This is a genomic window from Helicobacter sp. 11-8110 (assembly GCF_003288905.1).
Taxonomy (GTDB): Bacteria; Campylobacterota; Campylobacteria; order Campylobacterales; family Helicobacteraceae; genus Helicobacter_D; species Helicobacter_D colisuis.
This window is the reverse complement of sequence record NZ_NHYL01000002.1, coordinates 25,569-48,618: the sequence shown is the minus strand read 5'-3', so window position 1 is coordinate 48,618 and position 23,050 is coordinate 25,569. Positions and strand designations below refer to the sequence as shown.

General features: G+C 33.8%; 20 protein-coding genes and 4 tRNA genes. 10 read left to right on the top strand and 14 right to left on the bottom strand.

Going from position 1 to position 23,050, the window contains the following annotated elements:
• Positions 1-24 precede the first annotated feature (24 nt).
• The 3 genes from CCY98_RS03085 to cysE all read left to right on the top strand — a co-directional run bounded on the left by CCY98_RS03085 (position 25) and on the right by cysE (position 2,882).
• Positions 25-249, top strand: coding sequence for a flagellar basal body rod C-terminal domain-containing protein (locus CCY98_RS03085; protein WP_112057134.1), 225 nt, complete (start codon positions 25-27; stop codon positions 247-249).
• A gap of 81 nt (positions 250-330) precedes the next feature.
• Complete coding sequence (speA, locus tag CCY98_RS03080) at positions 331-2,184, top strand: arginine decarboxylase (RefSeq protein ID WP_112057133.1); 1,854 nt, start codon at positions 331-333, stop codon at positions 2,182-2,184.
• On the top strand, positions 2,181-2,882 hold the full coding sequence (cysE, locus tag CCY98_RS03075) for a serine O-acetyltransferase (RefSeq protein WP_112057132.1): 702 nt from the start codon (positions 2,181-2,183) through the stop codon (positions 2,880-2,882). Before speA ends, cysE begins: the two co-directional genes overlap by 4 nt.
• 5 nt (positions 2,883-2,887) lie before the next feature.
• On the opposite strand, the gene CCY98_RS03070 is transcribed toward cysE, so the two are convergent.
• Both CCY98_RS03070 and CCY98_RS03065 read right to left on the bottom strand, forming a co-directional pair.
• Positions 2,888-3,355, bottom strand: a complete 468-nt coding sequence (locus CCY98_RS03070) for an ankyrin repeat domain-containing protein (RefSeq protein ID WP_005021968.1) — start codon at positions 3,353-3,355, stop codon at positions 2,888-2,890.
• 87 nt (positions 3,356-3,442) lie between these two features.
• A complete protein-coding gene (locus tag CCY98_RS03065; protein WP_112057131.1) occupies positions 3,443-4,867 on the bottom strand; it encodes a catalase in 1,425 nt (474 codons plus the stop codon).
• A gap of 226 nt (positions 4,868-5,093) precedes the next feature.
• On the opposite strand from CCY98_RS03065, the gene CCY98_RS03060 reads away from it, so the two are divergent.
• From CCY98_RS03060 to CCY98_RS03050, 3 genes are read left to right on the top strand one after another with little or no spacing between them, the layout of a single operon-like run.
• The gene (locus CCY98_RS03060) at positions 5,094-5,678 is read left to right on the top strand and encodes a hemerythrin family protein (protein WP_112057130.1); all 585 of its coding nucleotides are present in this window, start codon (positions 5,094-5,096) and stop codon (positions 5,676-5,678) included.
• A 9-nt stretch (positions 5,679-5,687) separates the two neighbouring features.
• On the top strand, positions 5,688-7,607 hold the full coding sequence (gene tkt, locus CCY98_RS03055) for a transketolase (RefSeq protein WP_112057129.1): 1,920 nt from the start codon (positions 5,688-5,690) through the stop codon (positions 7,605-7,607).
• Between the two features lie 2 nt (positions 7,608-7,609).
• The gene (locus CCY98_RS03050; protein ID WP_112057128.1) at positions 7,610-9,841 is read left to right on the top strand and encodes a PD-(D/E)XK nuclease family protein; all 2,232 of its coding nucleotides are present in this window, start codon (positions 7,610-7,612) and stop codon (positions 9,839-9,841) included.
• On the opposite strand, the gene CCY98_RS03045 is transcribed toward CCY98_RS03050, so the two are convergent.
• The 6 genes from CCY98_RS03045 to CCY98_RS03020 form a co-directional block, all read right to left on the bottom strand.
• Positions 9,816-10,313, bottom strand: a complete 498-nt coding sequence (locus CCY98_RS03045; RefSeq protein ID WP_112057127.1) for a DUF4149 domain-containing protein — start codon at positions 10,311-10,313, stop codon at positions 9,816-9,818. The genes CCY98_RS03050 and CCY98_RS03045 overlap by 26 nt on opposite strands.
• Positions 10,314-10,483: 170 nt before the next feature.
• Positions 10,484-10,560: transfer RNA gene (locus CCY98_RS03040), tRNA-Asp, on the bottom strand.
• Positions 10,561-10,567: 7 nt separating this feature from the next.
• A tRNA-Val gene (locus CCY98_RS03035) sits at positions 10,568-10,643 on the bottom strand.
• Between the two features lie 24 nt (positions 10,644-10,667).
• Positions 10,668-10,742, bottom strand: a tRNA-Glu gene (locus CCY98_RS03030).
• 12 nt (positions 10,743-10,754) lie between these two features.
• Positions 10,755-10,830, bottom strand: a tRNA-Lys gene (locus CCY98_RS03025).
• A gap of 36 nt (positions 10,831-10,866) precedes the next feature.
• Positions 10,867-11,901, bottom strand: coding sequence for a CinA family protein (locus CCY98_RS03020; RefSeq protein WP_112057126.1), 1,035 nt, complete (start codon positions 11,899-11,901; stop codon positions 10,867-10,869).
• An 83-nt stretch (positions 11,902-11,984) separates the two neighbouring features.
• Here CCY98_RS03020 and ppk2 point away from each other — a divergent pair, with 83 nt between their 5' ends.
• From ppk2 to CCY98_RS03000, 4 genes are all read left to right on the top strand, one after another.
• A complete protein-coding gene (gene ppk2 / locus CCY98_RS03015; RefSeq protein WP_112057125.1) occupies positions 11,985-12,857 on the top strand; it encodes a polyphosphate kinase 2 in 873 nt (290 codons plus the stop codon).
• Positions 12,858-13,120: 263 nt separating this feature from the next.
• A complete protein-coding gene (locus CCY98_RS03010; RefSeq protein ID WP_112057124.1) occupies positions 13,121-15,229 on the top strand; it encodes a methyl-accepting chemotaxis protein in 2,109 nt (702 codons plus the stop codon).
• Between the two features lie 107 nt (positions 15,230-15,336).
• Positions 15,337-16,263 carry an OmpA family protein gene (locus CCY98_RS03005; RefSeq protein ID WP_112057123.1) on the top strand — a complete coding sequence of 309 codons (927 nt, stop codon included), beginning with the start codon at positions 15,337-15,339 and terminating at the stop codon, positions 16,261-16,263.
• Positions 16,264-16,267: 4 nt separating this feature from the next.
• On the top strand, positions 16,268-17,662 hold the full coding sequence (locus CCY98_RS03000; protein ID WP_112057122.1) for a chemotaxis protein CheX: 1,395 nt from the start codon (positions 16,268-16,270) through the stop codon (positions 17,660-17,662).
• Here CCY98_RS03000 and ruvX read toward each other — a convergent pair.
• Genes ruvX through minD form a run of 6 tightly spaced genes read right to left on the bottom strand, consistent with a single transcriptional unit; the run spans position 17,639 to position 23,043 of the window.
• Positions 17,639-18,046 (bottom strand): Holliday junction resolvase RuvX, encoded by a 408-nt coding sequence (gene ruvX / locus CCY98_RS02995; RefSeq protein WP_112057121.1) that lies wholly within the window; start codon positions 18,044-18,046, stop codon positions 17,639-17,641. The two genes, CCY98_RS03000 and ruvX, sit on opposite strands and share 24 nt — an antisense overlap.
• Positions 18,046-18,807, bottom strand: coding sequence for a DNA-processing protein DprA (locus CCY98_RS02990; protein ID WP_112057120.1), 762 nt, complete (start codon positions 18,805-18,807; stop codon positions 18,046-18,048). The genes ruvX and CCY98_RS02990 overlap by 1 nt, the downstream gene beginning before the upstream one ends.
• 2 nt (positions 18,808-18,809) lie before the next feature.
• Positions 18,810-20,939 (bottom strand): WD40 repeat domain-containing protein, encoded by a 2,130-nt coding sequence (locus CCY98_RS02985; protein WP_112057119.1) that lies wholly within the window; start codon positions 20,937-20,939, stop codon positions 18,810-18,812.
• Positions 20,940-20,992: 53 nt separating this feature from the next.
• Positions 20,993-22,003 (bottom strand): divergent polysaccharide deacetylase family protein, encoded by a 1,011-nt coding sequence (locus tag CCY98_RS02980; protein WP_112057118.1) that lies wholly within the window; start codon positions 22,001-22,003, stop codon positions 20,993-20,995.
• Positions 22,004-22,009: 6 nt separating this feature from the next.
• A complete protein-coding gene (gene minE, locus CCY98_RS02975; RefSeq protein ID WP_006655121.1) occupies positions 22,010-22,246 on the bottom strand; it encodes a cell division topological specificity factor MinE in 237 nt (78 codons plus the stop codon).
• Positions 22,243-23,043, bottom strand: a complete 801-nt coding sequence (minD, locus tag CCY98_RS02970; RefSeq protein WP_112057117.1) for a septum site-determining protein MinD — start codon at positions 23,041-23,043, stop codon at positions 22,243-22,245. Before minD ends, minE begins: the two co-directional genes overlap by 4 nt.
• Positions 23,044-23,050 lie beyond the last annotated feature (7 nt).

Genomic DNA, 23,050 nt, shown 5'->3' with positions numbered 1-23,050 from the left:
TTTACATAAATAAGGAGATGCTAAATGGATCCAATTTCAATGAATAGTTATTCAGGATATAACGCTTTTTCTAGCGCTCAAAGCGGAATTAGTGCTAATGTGCAAAATGCAACTTTGGAGACTTCAAATACAGATTTAACTCAAAGCACAGCTAATACCATAACAGCACAAAATGGTGTAGAGGCTAATGCAGTAAGTATGCAAACAGCTGATTCTATGTATCAAAGTTTGCTAGATATTATGGCTTAGCCTTTTTTATTGATTATTCTATTTGCTTTGTAATGGACTTATGCTAAAATTTGCCTTATTTAATTCTGTAAGGGAAGTTATATGGTAGATTATGGTATTCATTATTGGGCAAATGATGATTTTATTATTGAAGATGGTAAGGTTAAAGTTAATTTTGGTAATAAACCTGCACTAATTGATATTGTTAAACAAATGCGCGAGGAAGGATATCGCGGTCCTTTACTCATTCGATTTCCTCATTTAATGAAGAAACAAGTTGAAAAAATCTTCTCACATTTTGAAAATTCTATTAAAGAATATCACTACAAGGGTAAATTCAAAGCAGTTTTTCCCATTAAGGTCAATCATTTTCCTAATTTTATTTTGCCTCTTATGGAACAAACACAGAATCGTTGCTATGGGCTAGAGGCTGGAAGTAAGTCAGAACTTATTATTGCGATGGCTTATACCAATGAAAATGCTCCTATTACCGTTAATGGTTTTAAAGATAAAGAAATGATTTCTTTAGGTTTTATTGCAGCTAAAATGGGTCATGATATTACTTTGACTATTGAAGGATTAAATGAGCTAGAGACAATCATTGAAGTAGCAAAGGCTATGGGAAAGCCTTATCCTAAAATTGGATTGCGAATTCGTCTCCATAGCACAGGAATTGGAATTTGGGCAAAAAGTGGTGGAATTAATTCTAAATTTGGATTAACTGCAACTGAATTAGTGGAAGCCATTTATCTTTTGCAAAAAAATAAGTTATTAGAACAATTTACAATGATTCATTTTCACATTGGCAGTCAAATTAGTGATATTGCACCACTTAAAAAAGCTTTAAGAGAAGCTGGGAATATTTATGCTGAATTGCGCAAAATGGGAGCAAAAAATCTTAATAATGTGAATATTGGGGGTGGTTTGGCTGTTGAATACACACAGTATGAAGCCTATCAAAATCGCAATTATACACTTGGGGAATTTAGTGGAAATGTTATTTTCACGCTTAAAGAAATTGCCAAAAACAAAAAAGAGCCTGAGCCTGATATTTTTATTGAATCGGGGCGTTATGTTTCTGCTAGTCATGCCGTTTTAATTAGTCCTGTTTTGGAGCTGTTTTCACAAGAGTATGATGAAAAAGCTTTACATTTAAAAGACAAAAATCCTCCACTTGTAGAAGAGCTTTTGGATTTGTATAATACGATTAATGAAAAATCGGCTATTGAATATTTACACGATAGTTTAGAGCATATGGAGTCACTACTCACACTTTTTGATTTAGGTTATATTGATTTACAAGATAGGAGTAATACCGAAGTTTTAGTGCATCTTATTATTAAAAAAGTGATTAAGATTCTAAAGCATAAGAATCATAGCGATATTATTCGGATTCAAGAGCAGGTGCAGGAGCGGTATCTACTAAATTGTAGCTTTTTTCAAAGTTTGCCAGATTATTGGGGATTGAAGCAGAATTTTCCAGTTATTCCGCTTGATAGGTTAAATAAGCGCCCTACAAGAAGTGCGAGTTTGTGGGATATTACTTGTGATAGTGATGGAGAGATTGCTTTTGATAAAAATTACCCCTTGTTTTTGCATGACATTGATGTGAATAATGAAGAATACTTTTTGGGATTCTTTCTTGTGGGGGCTTATCAAGAAGTTCTTGGAATGCGACATAATCTCTTTACTCACCCTACGGAATTTAGCGTGGTTTTTGATGAAAAAGGAAAATATGAGATTGAGAATCTTTTAGAAGCGCAAACGATTTTAGATGTGTTAGATGATTTGGATTTTGATACCAAAGAAATTGAAAGGCGACTTAAGCAAAAGCTTGATGAAAGCATAGAAATTCCTCAAGATGAGAAGAAAGAAGTTTTGGGACAGCTGTATGTTATGCTAAGTGAAAATGGCTATTTACGAACGGTATTTAAGAGCCAAGGTGAGTTAAATTGAAATATTCTACAAGCCTTTTTGGGACTATCAAAGAAGATTTTCGTGTTATTTTAGAAAAAGACCCCGCGATTAATTCTAAAATTGAATTGTTCTTTAACTACCCTGGATTAATTGCGTTGGTGCATTATCGACTTGCTCATAAATTGCATTTAAAGGGCTTTAAGATTCTAGCTAGAATCTTGATGGGCTTTACACAATGGATTACCAATATTGATATTCATCCTGCTTGTAAAATTGGGCATAGAGTTTTTATTGATCATGGAATTGGAGTGGTGATTGGAGAGACAGCAGAAGTGGGGAATGAGGTAACGATTTATCAAGGTGTGAGTTTGGGCGGAGTTAGTTTAGAAAAAACTAAACGCCACCCAACGATAGAAGATAATGTGGTTATTGGAGCAGGTGCTAAAGTGCTGGGTAATATTACTATTGGAGCAAATTCTAAAATTGGAGCAAATTCTGTCGTGATTACTTCTGTGCCACCAAATTCTACAGCCGTTGGGATTCCTGCAAAGGTTGTAGTAAAGGGTAAAAGTAATGATTTAAATAAGATTCCAGATATTCAATTTCAACTTTTTAATTATTTGCAAAAACGCTTAGAATTATTAGAATCGCAAATTCCTCATTCTGAAGAATTGCAAGCAAGTATAGAAAAACTTAATCTTATATATTATGAATTTCTAAAGTCAAGAAGAGAATAAAATGATTATTTTTTTAAAAGATTTAAAATTAAAAAACTTATTTTTTTAAAGAGGCTTTGCTTGGAGTGTATCATAAGATATCTTGCGACATCTTTACGCCCAAACATAATAGCAAAAGAAAAAGGAGTCATTCCTAAGCCATTATTTTCATCAATATTTGCACCATTGCTTACTAATAATTTTGCCATATCCAGATATCCTTTAAAGCAAACTCCAGCTAATGGGGTTTGTCCTCTATCATTTTTTTCATCCACTTTGGCGCCTTTTTCAAGCAACATTTTAGCGGTTTCTAAAGAATTATTATAAGCTGCTAACATAAGTAGAGTATCACCTCTATGTGTTTTTAGATTAACATTTAATCCAGCTTCTATCATAATCCTTAGATTTTCAAATTCATTATTTCTAGCAAAATTAAAAGCCATATTGCAAAGCTCTCCAAATCGCTTTTCTTCTTCTAAAGAAATTTCATTCATCATTTTATCCTTGTTTATCTATTAGTCAATCTAAAAAATTGATTTTTAATAGCTATGATTTTAGAGTGAGAATTCTCACTCTAAAAGTTATTTACTCAATGCTTTTTTAACACCCTCTGCATATTCTTTGCTAATTTTTTCAAAATGCATTAGAGCTTTGTCTATGATTTTTTGTTCAACACCTTCCATTGATGAGGCAATATTATTAAAGAGTTGTTCTTTTTGAGAATCATTCATTATGTCAAATAAGGCTTTTGGTTGGGTGTAAAAATCATTATCCAATGGCGCATATCGTTGTGCTGCAGCTTCTAAATTCAAATCTGGTTCCAAATAATTTTTATCTTCTTTTGGGCTATCATCATAGCTATTTGGTTCATAGTAAGCTGATTTGTTTTTATACTCATCAAAATTCATAGCCCCAGCAACATTATAGGTATTAACCTCACTTCTTGCTCTATTAATAGGCAATAGATGATAGTTAGTTCCTACTCTATATCGGTGCGCATCAGGATAGCTAAAGATTCTACCTTGGAGCATTTTATCAGGACTAAAGCCAATTCCAGGCACGATATTGCTTGGGCTAAAGGCGGCTTGTTCTACTTCGTTAAAGTAATTTTGTGGATTTTTATTAAGAATCATTTCTCCAATATCCATCAAAGGCACGATGCTATGGGGCCATACTTTTGTCAAATCAAAGGGATTGAATCCTAATTTATCCACTTCATTTTCAGGCAAAATCTGCACTTGGAATGTCCATTTAGGGAAATCCCCTTTTTCGATACTATTGTATAAATCTCTTTGGTGAGATTCTCTATCTTTGGCAATAATTTCTTCAGCTTCTTTGTTGGTTAAATTTTTAATGCCTTGTTGAGTTTTAAAATGGAATTTTACCCAAAACCTTTCTCCTTTATCGTTGATGAGACTATAAGTATGGCTTCCAAATCCGTGCATATGTCGATAACTTGCTGGAATTCCCCTATCACTCATTAAAATTGTAATTTGGTGTAAGGCTTCAGGACATAATGTCCAAAAATCCCAGGCTGCATTTGCGTTTCTTAAATTTGTTCTTGGATCTCTTTTTTGGGTGTGGATAAAATCAGGGAATTTGTAAGCATCTCTTATAAAGAAAGTTGGTGTGTTGTTTCCAACTAAATCCCAATTGCCTTCTTTGGTGTAAAACTTAATTGCAAAACCTCTTACATCTCTTTCTGCATCAGCTGCACCGGATTCTCCAGCTACAGTTGAAAATCTCAAGAAAAGTGGAGTAACTTCTCCTTTTTGCAAAACTTTAGCCTTAGTAAATTGTGAAATATCAGCTGTGATTTTTAATTCTCCATAAGCACCGCTTCCCTTGGCATGCACTACTCTTTCAGGTATCCTTTCTCTATTTTGATGAGCAAGTTTTTCAAGTAGGATATAGTCTTGTAATAGTAAAGGTCCTTTTGGTCCAGCAGAAAGTGAATTTTGATTGTCTGCTACTATATTTCCAAAGTCATTTGTAAGTTTTTTCATAAAGATTACCTATCCTTTAAATAAAATTTATTAACAAGGAAATAATATCTTATATAAAATAAAAATAATATTAAATAATAAAATTTATTATTTAATTTAAAGTATCAAAAATATTTTTTTAAGCAGTTTTTAGTTTCCTTTTTGTTTTTAAAGTATATAATATTTAATGTTTTCAGGGTTTTTAGTGAGGTAGTCAAAATAAATAAGTTAGGAAAGAGGAGGACTAATGCTACCATCTTGGAGCAAAGAATTAAGTGTTCATAATGATGCCATTGATGAGCAGCACAAGCATCTTTTTGATATTGCCGGTAGAGCGTATGCATTGATTAATAAAAAAGCCACAAAAGAAGAAATAGTTACAATTTTAAAGGAATTATTAAATTATACGCAGGAACATTTTAGAGATGAAGAAGATTATATGGAATCTATTTGTTATCCTCGCTTAGAGCAACATAGAGAAAAACATCGTGAAATTATACGAGATATGACAAACTCTGTTATGCAGATTCGCAATGTGGATGATTTAAAAGAAAAATTAGCCGTAATTGCTAAAAAATGGCTTTTAGAACACATTATTCGAGAAGATATGCAAATTGAAAAATTCCGTCGAAGTGTTTGTCAAATTACATCTTCAATGCCTAAAAAGTCATCCAATGAAGCGGAATATGAAGAGAAAAAAATTAAATACACCTGTCAATGTAAGGGGAAGATTCACCTTGTGCCCTTGACATTGCATAATAAGATTCAAAAAGAAAAAGCTTTATTCAACTGCAAAGTTTGTAAGGCAATCATTCAATTTTTAGAAATGTAAGGGATAAAAATGTTAAATCAAAGTGAATTAAAAGAATATCAATTAATGGCTGATTCTTTGCGGTTTTTGTGTGCTGATATGGTGCAAATAGCTAATAGCGGACACCCTGGTGCGCCGATGGGATTAGCTGATATTGCAGTGGTTTTAGGGTATCATTTGCGCCTTAATCCTAAAAATCCACAATGGATTAATCGCGATAGATTGGTTTTTAGTGGCGGACATGCAAGTGCGCTTGTGTATAGTTTATTGCATTTATGGGGTTTTGATGTAAGTTTGGAAGATTTAAAAGCCTTTAGAAGTTTTGGCTCTAAAACACCAGGACATCCCGAATACAAACACACTCCCGGTATTGAAATAACTACAGGTCCTTTGGGGCAAGGTATTGCTAATGCAGTAGGATTTGCTATGGCAGGAAAACTTGCTCAAAATATGCTTGGTGATTTAATCTCTCATAAGGTTTATTGTTTGTGTGGCGATGGGGATTTAGAAGAAGGAATCTCCTATGAATCTTGTTCGCTTGCTGGGCATCATAATTTGGATAATCTTATTGTAATTTACGATTCAAATAATATTACCATTGAGGGTGATTGCGCTGTTGCTTTTAGTGAGAATATTAAATTACGCTTTGAGGCTCAGGGTTGGGAGGTTTTAGAGATTGATGGGCATGATTTTATGCAAATTGATTCAGCACTTAGTAGGGCTAAAGATTCTAAAAAACCTGTTTTGATTATTGCTAAAACTATAATCGCAAAAGGCTCTATTCGTTTAAGTGGTTCTCATAAATCTCATGGTTCTCCACTTGGAGAGAGTGAGATTGAAGAATCAAAAAAAGCTTTGGGCTTTGATTCTAAGATGAAATTTTTTGTCTCTGATAGCGCAAGAATCCGATTTAAAAACACACAAGAATTGGGAGAATTAGCCAATAAAGAGTGGGAAGAAACCTTGGCAAAAAGCGATAAGAAATCCCTATTAGAAGCGATGTTAAATCCGGATTTTTCTAAGATTGCATACCCTAAATTTGATGAGACTAAAAGTGTAGCAACGCGTGCAAGTAATGGAGAGATTCTTAATGCTATTGCAAATGCGCTGCCCGGATTTATCGGCGGAAGTGCAGATTTAGCACCTTCTAATAACACAGAATTAAAGGGAATGGGAGATTTTCCAAAGGGGAGAAATTTCCATTTTGGAATCCGCGAACACGCTATGGGAGCTATTAGTAATGCGTTAGCTAATTATGGTTTATTCTTGCCTTTTTGTGCTACTTTTTTTGTCTTTAGTGACTATCTTTCCCCAAGTGTGCGCGTAGCTTCGTTGATGAAAAGTAAAGTGTTTTATATCTGGACACATGATAGCATTGGTGTGGGAGAAGATGGGGCAACTCATCAGCCTATCGAGCAAATTAGCCATTTTAGGGCGATGCCAAATTTAAGTGTTTTCCGTCCAAGTGATGCAAATGAAAATATTGCCTGTTGGCAAGTTGCTTTAGAAATTGAGGGACCTTGTGCTTTTGTGCTTAGTCGCCAGAATCTTCCTATTTTTGGAGAGGTTGCAAAAGATCAGGTAAAAAAGGGCGCTTATGTAAAACAAGAATCAAGCAAAGAGCCACAAATCACATTGTTAGCAACAGGGAGTGAAGTGGAGCTTGCTTTAAGAAGTGCTAAAGAGTTGGAATCACAAGGCGTGGCAACACGAGTTGTGAGTGTGCCAAGCTATGATTTATTAATGCAACAAGAGAAAACCTATCGCGATTCTTTATTGAAAGGTAAAGTGATTGCCATTGAAGCAAGTCGTGGTTTGGAGTGGTATGCACTAGCTGATGTGGTGGTTGGAATGCAAGGTTTTGGTGCAAGTGGTAAGGGCGAGATTTTGTTTGAGCATTTTGGCTTTAGTGTAGAGAATATTGTAAAAATCGCTAAAGAAAATCTCTAAAAGTGGCAAAACTCTATTTATTCTCAAACACGCGCGCAATCAAGGCATTTTTTGAAAGGGATTATTTAGCTTCATTTTTGCCTGATGCACAGAGTATTGGTGAGTTTTTGGAATTTGTCTTAAGAGTGGAGGGGAAACGCAAAATTCCTGCATTTTTGCGTCATATTTATCTTTATCAATCTATCCAAGAATCAAACTCTAAAGAATTTAGCGAGTTTGCTAAAAATTTCTCTCAATTTTTAAATAATTCAGATTTCTTTTTTAAATTTTATGAAGAATTGTGCGCTGGATGTGTGCGATTAGAAATGCTAGAAAAACTTGATGTTTATGCATTCTATGATGACTACTTGCAGGTTTTAAAAAGAATCTTTGAGCTTTATAGTAAAAAGCTTGCAGAGAATCATTTCTTTGATCAATATTTTTTAGAAGATTATAAGATTACTTTTGAAATTTTGGGGATTTATGAAAGCATTGAAGTGTATTTGGAAGGGTTTTTAAGTCATTTTGAAATGCGTATTTTTCAAGAGATCTCCTTTCAAAAGCCAATTTTTTTAAAGGTTTTTATTAATCCTTTTAATATTGAGTATTACCAAAAGCTTTTTGGAATAACCTTGGAGAATGGTAAATTTACACTAAAAATAGAGAAACAAAAGTTAGAGATTTTAAGCTTTGAAGCTAAAGTGGAGATTCCCAATAACCTTAAGCTTTTGGAGTTTGATAGTAAGATTTCTGAAGTGGGTGGGATTTTTACTCAAATTGACTTATGGCTTGAGAATGGGGTTTCACCAGAGGAGATTTGTGTTGTTTTGCCCAATGAGGAATTTATCAAATATTTACAACTCTTTGATAAGGCAAGGAATTTTAATTTTGCAATGGGTAAAAAGTTGCAAGAAACAAGTTTTTTTAAGCAACTTCAAAGTTTAGCAGAATCTACGCAAAATTTTGAAGAATTTGAACAATTCATTATAGAAATGCCAGAGCATACTTGGGAGGATAAAGAGGCTAAAAAGATAATTTTGCAAAGATTGGAGTATTTTTCATTTGGATTGAAGTTTTTAGATTCTTTGCAGACTAGAGATAAAATTTATGCCTTTTTTACGCTATTAAGCAAAGAAACAATCGATGATGTTGGCGGGGGAAGGATTAGTGTTGTGGGAATTTTGGAGACAAGGGGGATTAATTTTTCTTATGTGATTTTACCAGAATTCAATCAAAGCAATGTCCCAAAAGTGAGCCAAAAAGATATTTTTCTTAATTCAATAATTCGTCAAAAAGTTGGGCTTCCCACAAGAAAAGATAGGGAAAATTTACAAAAATATTATTATGCAAAGCTTTTTGCTCATTCCAAAGAAGTTAGTGTAATGTTTGTTAAAAATGAGGAAGAAGAGCCTTCGCGTTTTTTGTTAGAGGAAAAGATTTTCAAAAACGCTTTAATTAAAAAAACTTCTAGGAAATATGGTGAATATTTTTTAAGTGGAGAATTGCTAAGCTATAAAGAAAAGGAAATCATCGCACCTTTGAATTTTGGAGTGATGAGCGCAACAAAGTTAGAGTGTTTATTGACTTGCAAAAGAAAGTATTATTATCGCTATGTTTTGGGCTATAGGGAGCCAAAGGATTTTAATGCTGGAACTCAAATCCATAAAGCTTTGCAAATGGCATATGCTAATTTTGCTAGTCATAGGGATTTTAAAAGATTGGAGCAAGAGACTTATGAGAATTTGCAAGTTTATGAGAATAAAAGAGAATATTTTGAGCTAGAGGTTGCCAAGAAATATTTGCAGAAATTTTTCTATGCTGAAAAAAAGCATTTGGAGGAAGGTTGGTTTCCAATTGAATTTGAAAAAGAATTTTCATTAGAAGTCTGTGGGATTCCCTTTAGGGGAAGGATTGATAGAATTGATAAAAGGGGAAAAGAGGTTTTTGTTTTGGATTATAAATACAAAAAGAATCTTAAGGTTGGTTTGCAAAGAAGTATTGACACTTTAAAGGACTTTCAGCTTATTTTATATGCTCTAGCACTTCAAGAATCTTGTAATGAAGTTAGGGCTGGGTTTTATGATATTTATGAAGCAAGCATTAAAGAAGAGGAAATTTTACAAGAAAAAACACAAAAACTCATAGAAAGACTAGAGGAGCTTAAGGGACTTCAAAAGGAATTTTCTTATGAGCTTTGTGAGAAAAGAGCACCTTGCAATTTTTGTGAGTTTATTTACCTTTGCAAACGCTATTAAAAATTCCAAAGAATCGAGTAAAAAATAATAAAATTAGCGTGATAAGTAGGGTTTTAAAGACTAATTCAGATTGTTGGTGCATTTGGTTAAATTCTAGGGTTTCAATGGCACTTTCTCCTATTGTTTGAGCTTCTATAATGTAGGGTGTGTAATATAGAGTAAATAAGAGAATTAAGATTGCATTGATAAAGCCAAGTAAGGGGATAAATTTTTGGCGTGTGGTTTGAAGAGTAATTAACTCATAAATAAGAATAAGCAAGGCAAGGATATTGAGTAGAAAATTAACTTTAATAAAGATTTGTGTCATTAAGATTCCAGATTGAAATAAGGTAATATCTAATCCCTCTGCCAAACTAGCCCCACGGAAAACCACAGAAGCACTAAAGGCACTCGCAAGAATAAGACCAATGCTTAAAGCAATAAACAATAAATACAGCGCTGAAAATGAAGCATAAATTTTGGTTTTTAACATAGGATTCCTTAGTATTTGGCGAATTTTAAGTCTTAAGTCTTGTATTATAACAAATAAGGTTTTAAAGTTTATAAAAGAATATAATTTGTAAGTAAAATGTAGATTATCAAAAAGACTGGTTAAAGTAATGATTAAAGTTTTAACTATTTGGAGATTTTGCTAATAAATGATGGCGGAGCGGACGGGGCTCGAACCCGCGACCCCCTGCGTGACAGGCAGGTATTCTAACCAACTGAACTACCGCTCCAAAAAAGTGGTGGTCGCTACAAGACTCGAACTTGTGACATCCACCTTGTAAGGGTGGCGCTCTACCAACTGAGCTAAGCGACCATTATAAAAAAATAGAAATAAAAGTGGTGACTCCTAGGGGACTCGAACCCCTGTAGCCACCGTGAAAGGGTGGTATCCTAACCGCTAGATGAAGGAGCCACTTTTATTTAGTGGTGACCCGCGTTGGATTCGAACCAACGGCCCATTCCTTAAAAGGGAATTGCTCTACCAACTGAGCTAGCGGGTCAATCAAAAAGGAAGTGAAATTATAGCTATAAAATTTTCAAAAGTCAATAGTTTTGAAAAAAAGTTTTAAAAAAAGCAAGTAAGCATAGAGGCAAGATTGTTCTTGAATATAGTTTCTATCCCCAGAAAATAGGACTCTATTGATAATTTCTTCCCCATTTTTAGATTTCACTCCAATAAAGATTGTCCCAACAGGTTTGCTAACACTGCCTCCAGTTGGTCCAGCAACACCACTTGTAGCAATGGCAAAATCTGCACCACTTAGATTCAAAGCACCCTCTAGCATTTCGCGCACTACCGCCTCACTAACTGCGCCATAAGAAATAAGATTGTTATTAGAGACCTTTAACCAAGATTCTTTAATGGCATTAGCATAGCTGATAATTCCCCCCTCAAAAACTTCACTTGCACCTGATTCTTTGGTGAGATAGTAAGCCACTAAGCCACCAGTGCAGCTCTCTGCAGTTGTAATTTTTTGTTTGGAATTTGCAAGGAGTTGGATAATACTTTGAGCTAAATTCGAACTCGCAAAGATTTTATTTTGAAAAGTTTGTTGCATTTCTTGCAAAAAATTATCAAGTGATTTGTGTGAAAGGGCTTTGGCGTGTAAGATTTCTATTCCACAAGTTTCTTGAAGGATTTGTAATTGGATTTGATAGGCTTTGGCTAGAGGATTTAGAAGGGTTAAAGCGCTTTGACAATCAAGCCCTAAAAGATACAAAAAAGTGTTATCTGCATCTCTGAATTGTGTGATTTTTGGGGATTCTTGTAAGATGATATTGCAATTTTTAAAGGCAAGTGTATGGTGGGTTTTTTTGAAAATAGGCGTTGAAAAAGAATATTTTTTAAAATACTCTAAAATTTCATTGAGCACAGAATCTTTGGCGAGTATTAAAAGATTCTGTGAAGATTCTATGGCGTAATTGAGATTTTTAAAGCAATTTGTATCATTTAAAGAATCCAAAAACCAAGTGCATTGAATCTCCCCAAAAAGACTTTGAGCATAGCAAATAGAATATTTTTGAAGTGGTTTAAAAGAATAATTTTTTCCAATGCAAAATAAAGTATTCAAAATAGTTTTCCTTATGTATAATTTAATTCTTTAATGGTAGAATATTTTAACTATTTTATAACTTAAGTTTGGAGGTTAGGCAAATGAGTAAAACTTTAGTTGTGCGTCCTGAAGATGAAAGACCTGGTGAAGTTTATAATAAAAAAGGCAAGTTAAATAAGGAATTTTATGAAGTGGAGATTAAAAAACTCCAAATTGAGCTGATTAAATTGCAAAATTGGGTAAAAAAGCATCAGAAAAAAATCATTATAATCTTAGAAGGGCGTGATGCTGCAGGCAAAGGTGGAACAATCAAAGCTTTAAGAGAGCATTTAAATCCGCGTGGGGCAAGAGTGGTGGCATTACAAAAACCAAGTGATGTAGAAAAAACACAATGGTATTTTCAGCGTTATATTGATGAACTTCCAAATGGTGGAGAAATTGTATTTTTTGATCGCAGTTGGTATAACCGAGCGGGAGTGGAGCGTGTGATGAACTTTTGTAGCAATGAACAATACAAAGAATTCATTATTCAAGTTTCCCATTTGGAACAAATGTTGATTGAGAGTGGTTATATTTTGTTTAAATTCTTTTTAGATGTTGGGCAAGAAGAGCAAAGAAAGAGAATTGAAGCAAGAAAAGATGAACCTTTGAAGCGTTGGAAATTAAGCCCTATTGATGAGTTATCCCTTAATTTATGGGATGAATACACAGAAGCATTTGAGAAGATGTTTTCACGCACGCACACACCTTTTGCGCCTTGGATGATTGTGGATTCTAATGACAAAAAACGCGCAAGAATCAATCTTGCTAGAATCTTGCTTTCTAAGATTGATTATGAAGATAAAGATGCAGAGAATGTTTGTTTGTTAGCTGATCCTGGAGTTGTTTCATATTATTCAAGCGTGCGAATGTTTTCTAATGAGCAAGAAGAAGATTTGCAAAAAAAGAAAAAGAAAAAGAAAGATAAAAAATAATTAAACTTTAGAATATTAGGGGGTATTTTTTGGAAATTACAAATTATTTTATTTGAGATAATTTGTAATTATTATTGTTTTTAAATTGTTTGTATTCTATGGGTTTGATGGTAAGCATTTTTTATTTTTGAATTTTTTAGCTTTAATGAGCTTTTTAAGCGCTAATTAAGAAGTTAAAATAATTTTATATATTTATTTTAATTAAGTTGTTTTGTGATATAATTCGTGCTCTGTTTTTATTAAAATTTAGATGAGGGTGAATTATGAATCCATTTAAAAGTTTAAGCATAGGAACTAAATTAGTTGCCTCCATAGGTATTATTATGGTTATTGGTTTGGCGATTCTTTCTACTATTATTAGTATTCGAGTGAGTGATAGTATGAGTAAGAGTGCTGAAGCTATTATTATGGAAGCTTCAAAAGGACATACTAACACCGCTGAAGCTTCAGTAAACGAAATGATTGCGTTGAATAATGCAGCTACTAATAGCATAGAAAGTCTTTTTACTTCAACCCCACGACAAAATATCTCAATAAATCAACTTGAAGAAACAATAGCAAATGTGCTTGATTCTGGTAGTTATACAGATTATGCTTTTGTATATTTGAAAAATCCATTAGGTCTCAATGACAATGGTAGATTTACAAAAATGGATGATGGCAATTATATGGCACTTTGGCAAGATAAAGATGTGAGATCTGCTGGGGGTATCACAAGTTTGCGTGTGGGTAGTGATTTGCAATTAGATTCAGTAAAAAAGGCTCTAACTGCTTCTAGTGCAGATGATGGCAAAGTTTTTTTTGGTCTACCGCGTAAATTTTCATTAAGTGGAAAGGAATTTGTAGGTATTGGTATGGCAATGACACTTTATGATGAGAATCGTTCTGTGATTGGAGCAGTTGGATTTATCTTTAACTTTGAAAATCTTGCAGAAGTGTTTTTAGATCCTTCTAATGAAGTTTTTGATGGTAGTGTTGTTGGATTGCTTAATGAGGATGGAACTATCCTTATTCATAGAAATAAAAGTTTAATTTTAAAGAAAATGCAAGATATTAATAAGGATCCTAAGGCAGCAGAAGGGGTTAGAGCTATGGTAGAAGGCAAAGCGGGAGTGTATGATTATGTCACTACAGATAAAGTACCAAGCTATGCAAGTGTGATGCCATTTTCTTCTGTGGGTGGGGCTATTAATTGGAGAATTTTGGTAACCGCTCCTAGATCTTCAGTGCTTGCTTCTTTATACACTTTAGAATACATTATTGCTGGGGCTTCAGTTGTTTTCTTGATTATTGTAATGTCTTTTGTGTATTTTTATATTCGTAAAAATGTTTCTAAGAGACTTACTGTTATTTTGGATACATTGGATAAAGTCTTTAAATATATTAATTACGAAAGTAAAGACATACAAACAGTTAAAATTCACTCTAATGATGAATTGGGAACTATGGGACGAATCATTAATAGTAATATTGAAAGAACTCGATCTTCTTTATTGGTTGATGAAGAAGCGATTAAAGAATCAGTAGAAACTGCTAAGGAAATTGAAGCAGGAAATCTCACTGCAAGAATTTCTAAGAATCCTAGTAACCCTCTATTAGTAGAGCTTAAAGAAGTGTTAAATCAAATGCTTGATGTTTTACAGGAAAAAATTGGAAGCGACACCAATGAAATCTCAAGAGTTTTTGATTCTTATGTGAGATTAGACTTCACTACAGAAGTTAAAAATGCAAATGGACGCGTTGAGATTGTTACTAATACTTTGGGCAAAGAGATTAAAACCATGTTGCATACAAGTGCTAAATTTGCTGAAGAATTAGCAGCGCGTTCTTTAGAACTAAAAGAATCAATGCAAAAACTTACTGATGGTTCTCAAAATCAAGCAAGTTCTTTGGAGCAATCTGCTGCTGCAGTTGAAGAGATTAGTGCTTCAATGCAAAATGTTAGCGATAAGACTATGGAAGCAACAAGACAGGCAGAAGATATTAAAGAAATAGTTGGTGTAATCAAAGATATAGCAGATCAAACCAATCTCCTTGCTTTGAATGCGGCAATTGAGGCAGCAAGAGCAGGAGAACACGGAAGAGGATTTGCGGTTGTTGCTGATGAAGTAAGAAAGTTGGCTGAGAGAACAGCAAAATCATTAGGTGAGATTGAAGCAAATGTTAATGTTCTTGTTCAAAGTGTAAATGAAATGAGCGAATCTATCAAAGAGCAAACAGAAGGAATCGGACAAATTAATGAGGCAATTGCACAATTAGAAAGTGCAACTCAAGATAATGTTGGCGTAGCAAATGCAACTAATGAGATTACTCGAAGTGTTGATGAGATTGCTAAAAATATTCTTGAAGATGTGAATAAAAAGAAATTTTAGTAATTCTTTAGTTTTAGGGCAGTAGATTTAGTTAATTTTAGTTATAATTTAAAGAACATGGATTCTAGAAATAGAAAATGTTATTTTTCATGAATAAAGGAAGGAATATGAAAAAGTTTTTCTCTTTGTCGTTGGTTTTGTCTAGTATGCTTTTTGCTGCGAATAATCAATTTGAGATTACACCTCAAATTGGCGGAAGTTGGCATGTGGATAATCAAAGAATGGCAGATGACATTGATTTGTCTTATGGATTAAAAGCGGGTGCGAGGGTAGCTCCTGATGTGCTTTTGGAGTTGGGTTATGATTGGATTACACACGCTGAGCAAAGTATTCCTAATGCCAAAACCTCTTTTAATCGTTATTATATGAATCTTGTTAAAGAATTTGAAGTATGGCAAAGCGTATCTCCTTATATCTTAGGTGGTGTGGGTTATGAAGATGTTTCTAATAATAGTCAAAGTTTAGATAGTGCGCCATTTGGTCAATATGGTGTGGGATTGCGTTGGGAAGCTTTTGAGTATTTACATTTTAAAACAGAATTAAGACATTTAATGAGTTTTGATGGTAGAAGTGATGTGGTTGCGATGCTTGGCTTTAGCATTCCATTTGGAACTTATGGAGCACAGCAAGTTGCAGTAGCAGAAGAAGCAAAAGAAGTTGTTGTAGAGGAGACACAAGAACCTGCTTTATCGCATATCCACACCTTTAATGTAGAGTTTCCCAGTGATTCTGCAGTAGTGGATCCAGCTTATTATCCAGAGATTCAAGATTTTGCAAAATATATGGAGCAAAATCCTGAAAAAACAGCTGTAATTAATGGACATACAGATAGCACAGGAAGTGCAGCTTATAACCAAAAGCTTTCTGAAAAAAGAGCAGTATCTGTTAAAAATGAAATCGTTAAACAAGGTATTTCTGCAGAAAGATTAGAAGCAAAAGGTTATGGTGAAGAAAAGCCAATTGCTTCTAATAAAACACGAGAAGGCAGACAAAAAAATAGAAGAGTAGAAGCAGAAGTTTATCTCGCAAACTAATTCAATGCGACCTATTATTAAGCAAGACATTGCCATTTATGCGCCAAATATCCATTTGGAGATGAAAGAAGCAAAGGAGATTTGCGAGGTTTTCACCTCCAATAGCGCTACGATTAGAAGTTTATCTATCAAGGCGGTTTATTTTTCTTTTGAAAACATTAATTGGATTGATGAGGGTGCTATAATTTTGGTAGCAAGGGCATTGTTGGCATTGCAAGATAAGGTTTCCATTCCAGTTGCTTTTATAGGATATAGTAAAACCCAATTTGTCAAACTTAAAGCCCTTTTTCCTAATCGAAGTATTCCACTATTTAAAAATGATTCCATTGCTAGTTTTTTGCTTGGTTTTAAAATGCCACCTATTCAACAAAAGATTGTTTATTATGATAATGATGGAATGGTGCAAACACTCATTTCTCATGAATTGCAAGTAAAGGGTTATGAGGTTATTTGTCTTAACAACGCTCAAGCTTTTTTGGAAAAACGCAAACAGCTCTTAGATCAAGCTTTTTATATTTATGATATTTATTTTGATGTTACAGGAAATTTTATCCCCACCATCATACAAAATGGAATGGTGATTTATACGCTTTATAGAAAGGCTGATAAAAATATTACATTGTATTTTAATCTTCAGGCGCATAATTCAAGATTGCGCGAGGGATATAAAGTGTTTGTTTTTGATGTGAGTCAGATTCAGGACTTTAATTTTGGAGCATTGGATTTTATTATGTCTTTGGCTTTAAACAATGTGCGCTATGAAGCTTGTGTTGCAATTTGTGGTTTGCAATTAAATCTTGCTAAAGAAAAAAGAGAACTTTGTAGGCGTAGTGGAATTTACTTCTTTTCTAACCTTGAGGAATGCAGACAAGATTCACAGATTAAAGAAGCGATTAAAAAATACCAAGCAGTTGAGCAGAAACGCAAAGGACTTACAAAACATCTTGTGGCGCAGTTGCCTGTGTTTATCAATGCCGCTATTGAAACACTTTCCTCCCTAACAGGTGGCGAGGCAAAGCGAAAAGACTATAAAGTTACAACCTATAATAAAACCGGTCAAAGCAATATTATGGGAGCGATGATTAGCTTTGAGGGCGATGTGAGCGGAATTGTGGCGCTTTGTTTTAGTAAGTCAATCGTCAAAGAAGCCTCTTTGATGTTACTAGGTGAGGAATCGCAAAGCGATGAAGAGTTGCTTGATGTGATTAAAGAATTTACAAATATTATCGCGGGGCGATCAAAAGCGATTTTATCAGAACATAATCTCTCCATTGGCATCTCTTTGCCAAAAGCCTGCAAAAGCGAAGAGGAGATTGCACAAATGCTTGTTGGGAAGCAGGGTGTGCAAGTGGATTTGCTTTTAAATAATAAGCCCTTAGTTTTGTTTTTGGCTCACTAAGAAACGCTCTAAAATTATCATTGCAGCAAGACTATCTAGACTGCCATCTTTCTTTTTGCTTTTTTTGCTACCTTGCATTCTTTGGAGTGCCTCAAAGGAACTAAAAGATTCATCTATGAAATGTATTTTAATATTATTTGGAATTTCAAGTAAGGTTACAAAATGTTTGATTCTACGCTCCATTTCTGCTGAAGATTCGCTCTCTTGTGGGAGACCAATGATGAGAGTTTGGATTTTGGAATCACAAATAACTTGACTTACTTCTTTGGCAGCTTGATTCCGATTTTTTCTTAAAATTGGGGGTAGGGGAATGGGAATATTTTGTATTGATTTTGCGATTCCTATACGCTTTAATCCTATATCTAATGCCAAAATATTTTGCATCAAACAACCTCGATTCTTCCATTATTTCTTAGAATTTTGCCCTCTAATTCATAGGTAAAAAGAATTTCTCCGAATTTAATAAAGGCTTCTTCAAAAAAAGGATTGGTTTTGCAAAACTCTAGAATTTCATCGGCACTTTGGTAAGATGTGGTTTCAAAAAGAGTAGATAAAAAGCTATCAACTTCCCAAATGACATCAGCTTTGCCTTCCTTGGCTAATCTTTGTGTCCCCTCACTTTGTCCTAAGTGGTGAGGTGGAACATAGATTTTTTTTCCTAGGCTTAATGCGTATTTGGCACTTTGCATAGATCCGCTTTCTAAGTCGGCTTGAGGAATTATGATAGATTCTGCAAGACTAATAATGATTTTATTGCGTTCTAAAAAGGAATAATGCTTAGGTATATAAGGAGGAGAAAATTGGCTTAGCATAAGCCCTTTTTGATAAATTTCTTGAATAATTTTTTGATTAGTTTTTGGATAGATAATATCTAGTGAGCTTGGAGATACCATAATGGTGTTTGGTAAAGCAGCGCTGTGGGCTAAAATATCTATCCCCAATGCACCTCCACTTATGATTGTTGCATAAGGCGATATTTTCTTGGAGATTTCCTTGGTGAAATTTTGAGCATAAGGGTTTGGGTTTCTAGAGCCAATAATGGCTATTTTGCGCTGTTGAAGTAATTGTAGATTCCCGTGATAATAAAGTGTTTTTAGATTCTTTAAATGTTGGAGATCTAAAGGAATTGTGCTTAGTGTTTGCAAGATTATGATTCTTTTTGCACAAGGTAAATTACAATATTATCGACAAAGCTATGATAGCGGTAACCATCGCTTTCGCCATCGCCTTCAAATTCATCTAAAATGGCTTTAGAGGAGTGATTTTGGAGTAGTTTTATGATTTCGGCACTTTTGCCAAATCTCTCATAATAGCGCTTGATGGTCATAAGCCAATTCACTTGAATTTCATTTAGGGCATTATTGATTTGCTTGAGATAGGCAATTTTCATCAAAGAAGCAATTTTATCAATCCAATAGTTAATCTCCATATATTCCCCAAAAATAACTCTAATATGTTGAGCATTACCTGTATAAGCATAAGGCTTAGCTTCCTCATAAAGCTTGAGAAAATCTTTAGTAAAGTCTTTAAATTGTCGCATAGAGCGCAAACTCTCAATATCATCTACTAGCGTATAGACTTTTTTTATATCCTTTTTTTCGATAGCTTCTAGGAAATTTTCCTTTTGTTGCATAAGCACAATTTTTTCATTAGCCGATCTTTTTAAGTTTGGAAATACCAAAAGGGTTTCAGCGAGTTTTCTTGCTTCTTGGTATTGAAAATTTTTCTCTAACTCAATGAGATTTGTGAGCATTTTTTCACCAAGTAAAAGCACCTTTTTATATAAATCAGTCTCACGCAAAAAAGAAAATTGAAAAGTAAGCGAAAAATATTCTTTGAAATTTTGATTTTTGATGAGATTGTCTGCCTTTGCAAAGACATCAGAATTTCTTAGTAGTTGAACGATTAATTCTTTTTTGGGTGTATTTTCAAAGGGAGCAAGATACTGCTCGGCAAGTTTTTGATTGATTTTTGCATTCTCTATAAGTAACTTTTTGGCATTAAAAAAAGCCTTATTCCATATATTTTCTAGCTTTTCATAAGCTTGAGTTTTGATTAGAAATTTTGTAGTTTTTACCATTTCATAGGCTTTGATAAAGTCTTTTTTATCGATTAATTCCAAAAAGGTTTTCACGCCATCTTTTTGAGAAAGATAAAAATCAAATTCATTTTTTTTGGATTGAGAAACTATAAAAGGGGCGGTTATTTCAATGGCTTTATCAATTTCATCTTGATTTAAAAGGATAACTGCTTGATTTAAAATATCAGGCCACACTTCATCAAAGATTTTGGTTAAAGGATGTATGCTTAAAAAGACATTTTTTTCAATGGCTTCACGCGCTTTTTTATAGTCTTTGATGGCAAAGGCATCTTTTAAATCTTCTTTGCCTTCGTTGTAATCAAAAATTAGCAAAGCACCATCAATGCAACCAATATATAAAAAGCCATGACAAAAAGCAATAGAAGCGATTCCGGCGTGTTCAGTTTTGATTTCCATGACTTTAGAATTGTCTTTAAGTGAAATGATATAGAGTATATCAGAACGAGTTCCAATAAGGGCGTAATTTTCTTCTTCATCTAAGGCAATGCATGTAGGCCAGAAAGCAAATAAATATTCTTGAGAGAGAATTTTGCCTTCTTTGAGGCTAAAAACAATGCTAGAGTTATTGCGCAAAACAAGCAAGAGTTTTTCATCGTTGCTAAAAAAACAAGAATCTTCTACCACATCATTAGTAACAAAGTTAAAGGCAATTTTGTGGCGTAAAATATCAAAAATCATTGTGAATTTATCAAATCCGCTAATAGCAATAAATTCATTACTTTTTGAGAAGCGAATAGTGGAAATATAATCTGAACGCGCTAGAAGTGAAGCTGTTGGTAAAAAATTGTTATCTTCATATAAAAATACTCTACCATCTTGTCCGCCTGTTGCAAGGTATTTTCCATTGTTTGAAAAGCCACATGATTCGATATCGCCATCGTGATCATCGAGTGTAGCGATGTGTTTAATATTAGAATCATCAAGTCGAATAATTAAAGTTTTCTTCTCTCCAACTAAAGAAATGCAAAAATAAGCATCAGGGGAGATTCCAAAGGCGTGTGAATAGCGATGAGGAGGTTCTATATTTTTGATAATTTGAAAATTTACAATATTTTTTAAGTTTTGATTTATTTTTGCAATATAAAAGGTGTTATCAATACAAAAAGTTAAATCTTTGCAGGGTGAAATAGAAAGAATACTACCTTGTAATTGGTGGGTTACTTTTGGAATTGCCATTCATTAAATCTTTATTTTTTTATCTGTATTTTAACATATTTTTAATAAAAATTTTATGGAATGATAAGCTCGTTTATATAAACGGCTTCCACTCCACTCTTTTGGAGATATTCAGAAGCGTTTTTTAAAGCTAAAATCGTTTCTTTGTGAGGATGCCCAATAGCGATTGCATAGCCTTTTGATTTGGCAGTTTCGATGGCTTTTATAAAATTTTGTGTGATTTTTGAAATATTTAGTTCGTTATCTAAAAAAATATTGCGTTCCAAAAATGGAGTATTTTGGCAAGGATTAAGAGAAGCTGTGGGGTTGTTTTTGTAATAAAGAGCTGTTTTGGTTTTGGGAGTGGTTTTAGAATCGACAAAGGTAATTTTATTTTCATTGAGGACTGCAAGGAGATTTTGCATGGCATTTGGATCTTGTGTGAATTTACTTCCTGTGTGATTGTTGATATAAGTCAGATTTGGAAAATCCTTTTTAATAGCTTGAATCCTATCTTGAATTATTTGTTTAGAATCATTGCTAAAAAGCCATAAATGTTCTTTTTGGTAAAAATTCAATGCTTCAAGAGGCAAATGCACCATATAAAAGGGCGCAGTTGCAGCAATTTGGGGTGTATTTTTTGAAGCAATGGTTTTTGGGAAAAAAGAGGGAGTAATTTTATAGGGTATTTCCTGTAGCCTACGATATTGTGTATAGTTGCCAATATCATCAATAATAATGGCAAGCTGTGGTTTAGTTCTTTGGCAGATTTGAGTTGTTTTTGGAGTGTTTGTTTCTTTTGCTAGAGATTCTGGGTTTGGTGTAGTGGGAAGTGGTTTAGTTTTAGGCTCTAAATTTTCTTTGAGAAGTGGGAGATTTTCTTCTAAAAAATCAAGATTTTTTTGAATCAGCATATTGTTAGTTTCTTGAGTTTCTTGAGTTTCTTGAGTGCTTGGTTTGGTTTTTATTGCCGTTTGTATTTTTTGCTGTATTGGCTTTGATTCTTGGTCGGGGATAAAGTTAAAAACTAAAAGCACAAGTAAAAGTGCTATAATTCCTATGGTAATAGGGTTTAGTTTATTCATGCAAAATTATTTTTCAAGTAGGATTTCTACTTCAAGAGTGTTAAAGTTTTGATTAGAATCAGTTTTAATGTCGATTTTTTGTGCTTTTGTGTATTTTTTAATCACTTCTAGGATTTCTTTTTTCATAGCTTCCATATAGGGCACATTGATTGTGCGTTCGTGAGCTAACATCAAAGTTAAGCGGTTTTTCGCTTCTTGCGCAGAACTTGTTTTGTTTCCAAAAAATTTTTCAAATAAACTCATGAAAATAGCCTCCCAAAAAATCCTTTTTTAGCCTTTAATTCCAAATAAGGCACTTCTTCCCCCAAGATTCTTCTTGTAATGTTTTTATATGCTTGGCTTGAGAGAGAGTTTCCATAGATAACAGGCTCACCGGTGTTGGTAGAAGAAACAATTTTATCATCTTCTGGAATTACGCCAATGAGAGGCAAGGAGAGAATCTTTAAGACATCATCTACACTAAGCATCTCACCTTTTTCAGCCATTTCTGGTTTTAAGCGATTGATGATAATGTGCTTTTTAACTTCTTGACCCATTTGTGCTTTTTTGCTTTTTGCATCAATAATTCCAATCACCCTATCTGCATCTCTCACGCTTGAAACTTCGGGAGTGGAGACAATAAGGGCTTCATCAGCCAAAAAAATAGAATGTTCAAAACCGCCTTCGATTCCTGCAGGTGAATCAAGCAAGACATATTCAAATTCTTCTTTTAGTTTTTCAATGAGTTTGGCAACTTTTTCTTTATCCAAGATTGTTTTATCTTTACTCTGTGAGGCAGGTAAAAAGTAGAGATTCTTAGCTCTTTTGTCATTGATAAGTGCTTGGGAGAGATTGCACTCTCCCTCCATAACATTTACAATATCATAAACAATGCGATTTTCTAAGCCTAGAATCATATCAAGATTTCTAAGCCCAATATCAAAATCTACAGCTACAACCTTTTTCCCTGCATTGGCTAGACCAACTGCTAAATTTGCTGTTGTAGTGGATTTTCCAACACCACCTTTTCCAGAAGTAATTGTTATAATTGTCCCACTCAAAATAATG

What these genes read in the sequence shown, in the direction of transcription:
- CCY98_RS03085 (WP_112057134.1), top strand. Translation starts at nt 25, where the DNA reads ATGGATCCAATTTCAATGAATAGTTATTCAGGATATAACGCTTTTTCT.
- speA (WP_112057133.1), top strand. Translation starts at nt 331, where the DNA reads ATGGTAGATTATGGTATTCATTATTGGGCAAATGATGATTTTATTATT.
- CCY98_RS03070 (WP_005021968.1), bottom strand. Translation starts at nt 3,355, where the DNA reads ATGAATGAAATTTCTTTAGAAGAAGAAAAGCGATTTGGAGAGCTTTGC.
- CCY98_RS03065 (WP_112057131.1), bottom strand. Translation starts at nt 4,867, where the DNA reads ATGAAAAAACTTACAAATGACTTTGGAAATATAGTAGCAGACAATCAA.
- CCY98_RS03060 (WP_112057130.1), top strand. Translation starts at nt 5,094, where the DNA reads ATGCTACCATCTTGGAGCAAAGAATTAAGTGTTCATAATGATGCCATT.
- tkt (WP_112057129.1), top strand. Translation starts at nt 5,688, where the DNA reads ATGTTAAATCAAAGTGAATTAAAAGAATATCAATTAATGGCTGATTCT.
- CCY98_RS03045 (WP_112057127.1), bottom strand. Translation starts at nt 10,313, where the DNA reads ATGTTAAAAACCAAAATTTATGCTTCATTTTCAGCGCTGTATTTATTG.
- ppk2 (WP_112057125.1), top strand. Translation starts at nt 11,985, where the DNA reads ATGAGTAAAACTTTAGTTGTGCGTCCTGAAGATGAAAGACCTGGTGAA.
- CCY98_RS03010 (WP_112057124.1), top strand. Translation starts at nt 13,121, where the DNA reads ATGAATCCATTTAAAAGTTTAAGCATAGGAACTAAATTAGTTGCCTCC.
- CCY98_RS03005 (WP_112057123.1), top strand. Translation starts at nt 15,337, where the DNA reads ATGAAAAAGTTTTTCTCTTTGTCGTTGGTTTTGTCTAGTATGCTTTTT.
- CCY98_RS03000 (WP_112057122.1), top strand. Translation starts at nt 16,268, where the DNA reads ATGCGACCTATTATTAAGCAAGACATTGCCATTTATGCGCCAAATATC.
- ruvX (WP_112057121.1), bottom strand. Translation starts at nt 18,046, where the DNA reads ATGCAAAATATTTTGGCATTAGATATAGGATTAAAGCGTATAGGAATC.
- CCY98_RS02985 (WP_112057119.1), bottom strand. Translation starts at nt 20,939, where the DNA reads ATGGCAATTCCAAAAGTAACCCACCAATTACAAGGTAGTATTCTTTCT.
- CCY98_RS02980 (WP_112057118.1), bottom strand. Translation starts at nt 22,003, where the DNA reads ATGAATAAACTAAACCCTATTACCATAGGAATTATAGCACTTTTACTT.
- minE (WP_006655121.1), bottom strand. Translation starts at nt 22,246, where the DNA reads ATGAGTTTATTTGAAAAATTTTTTGGAAACAAAACAAGTTCTGCGCAA.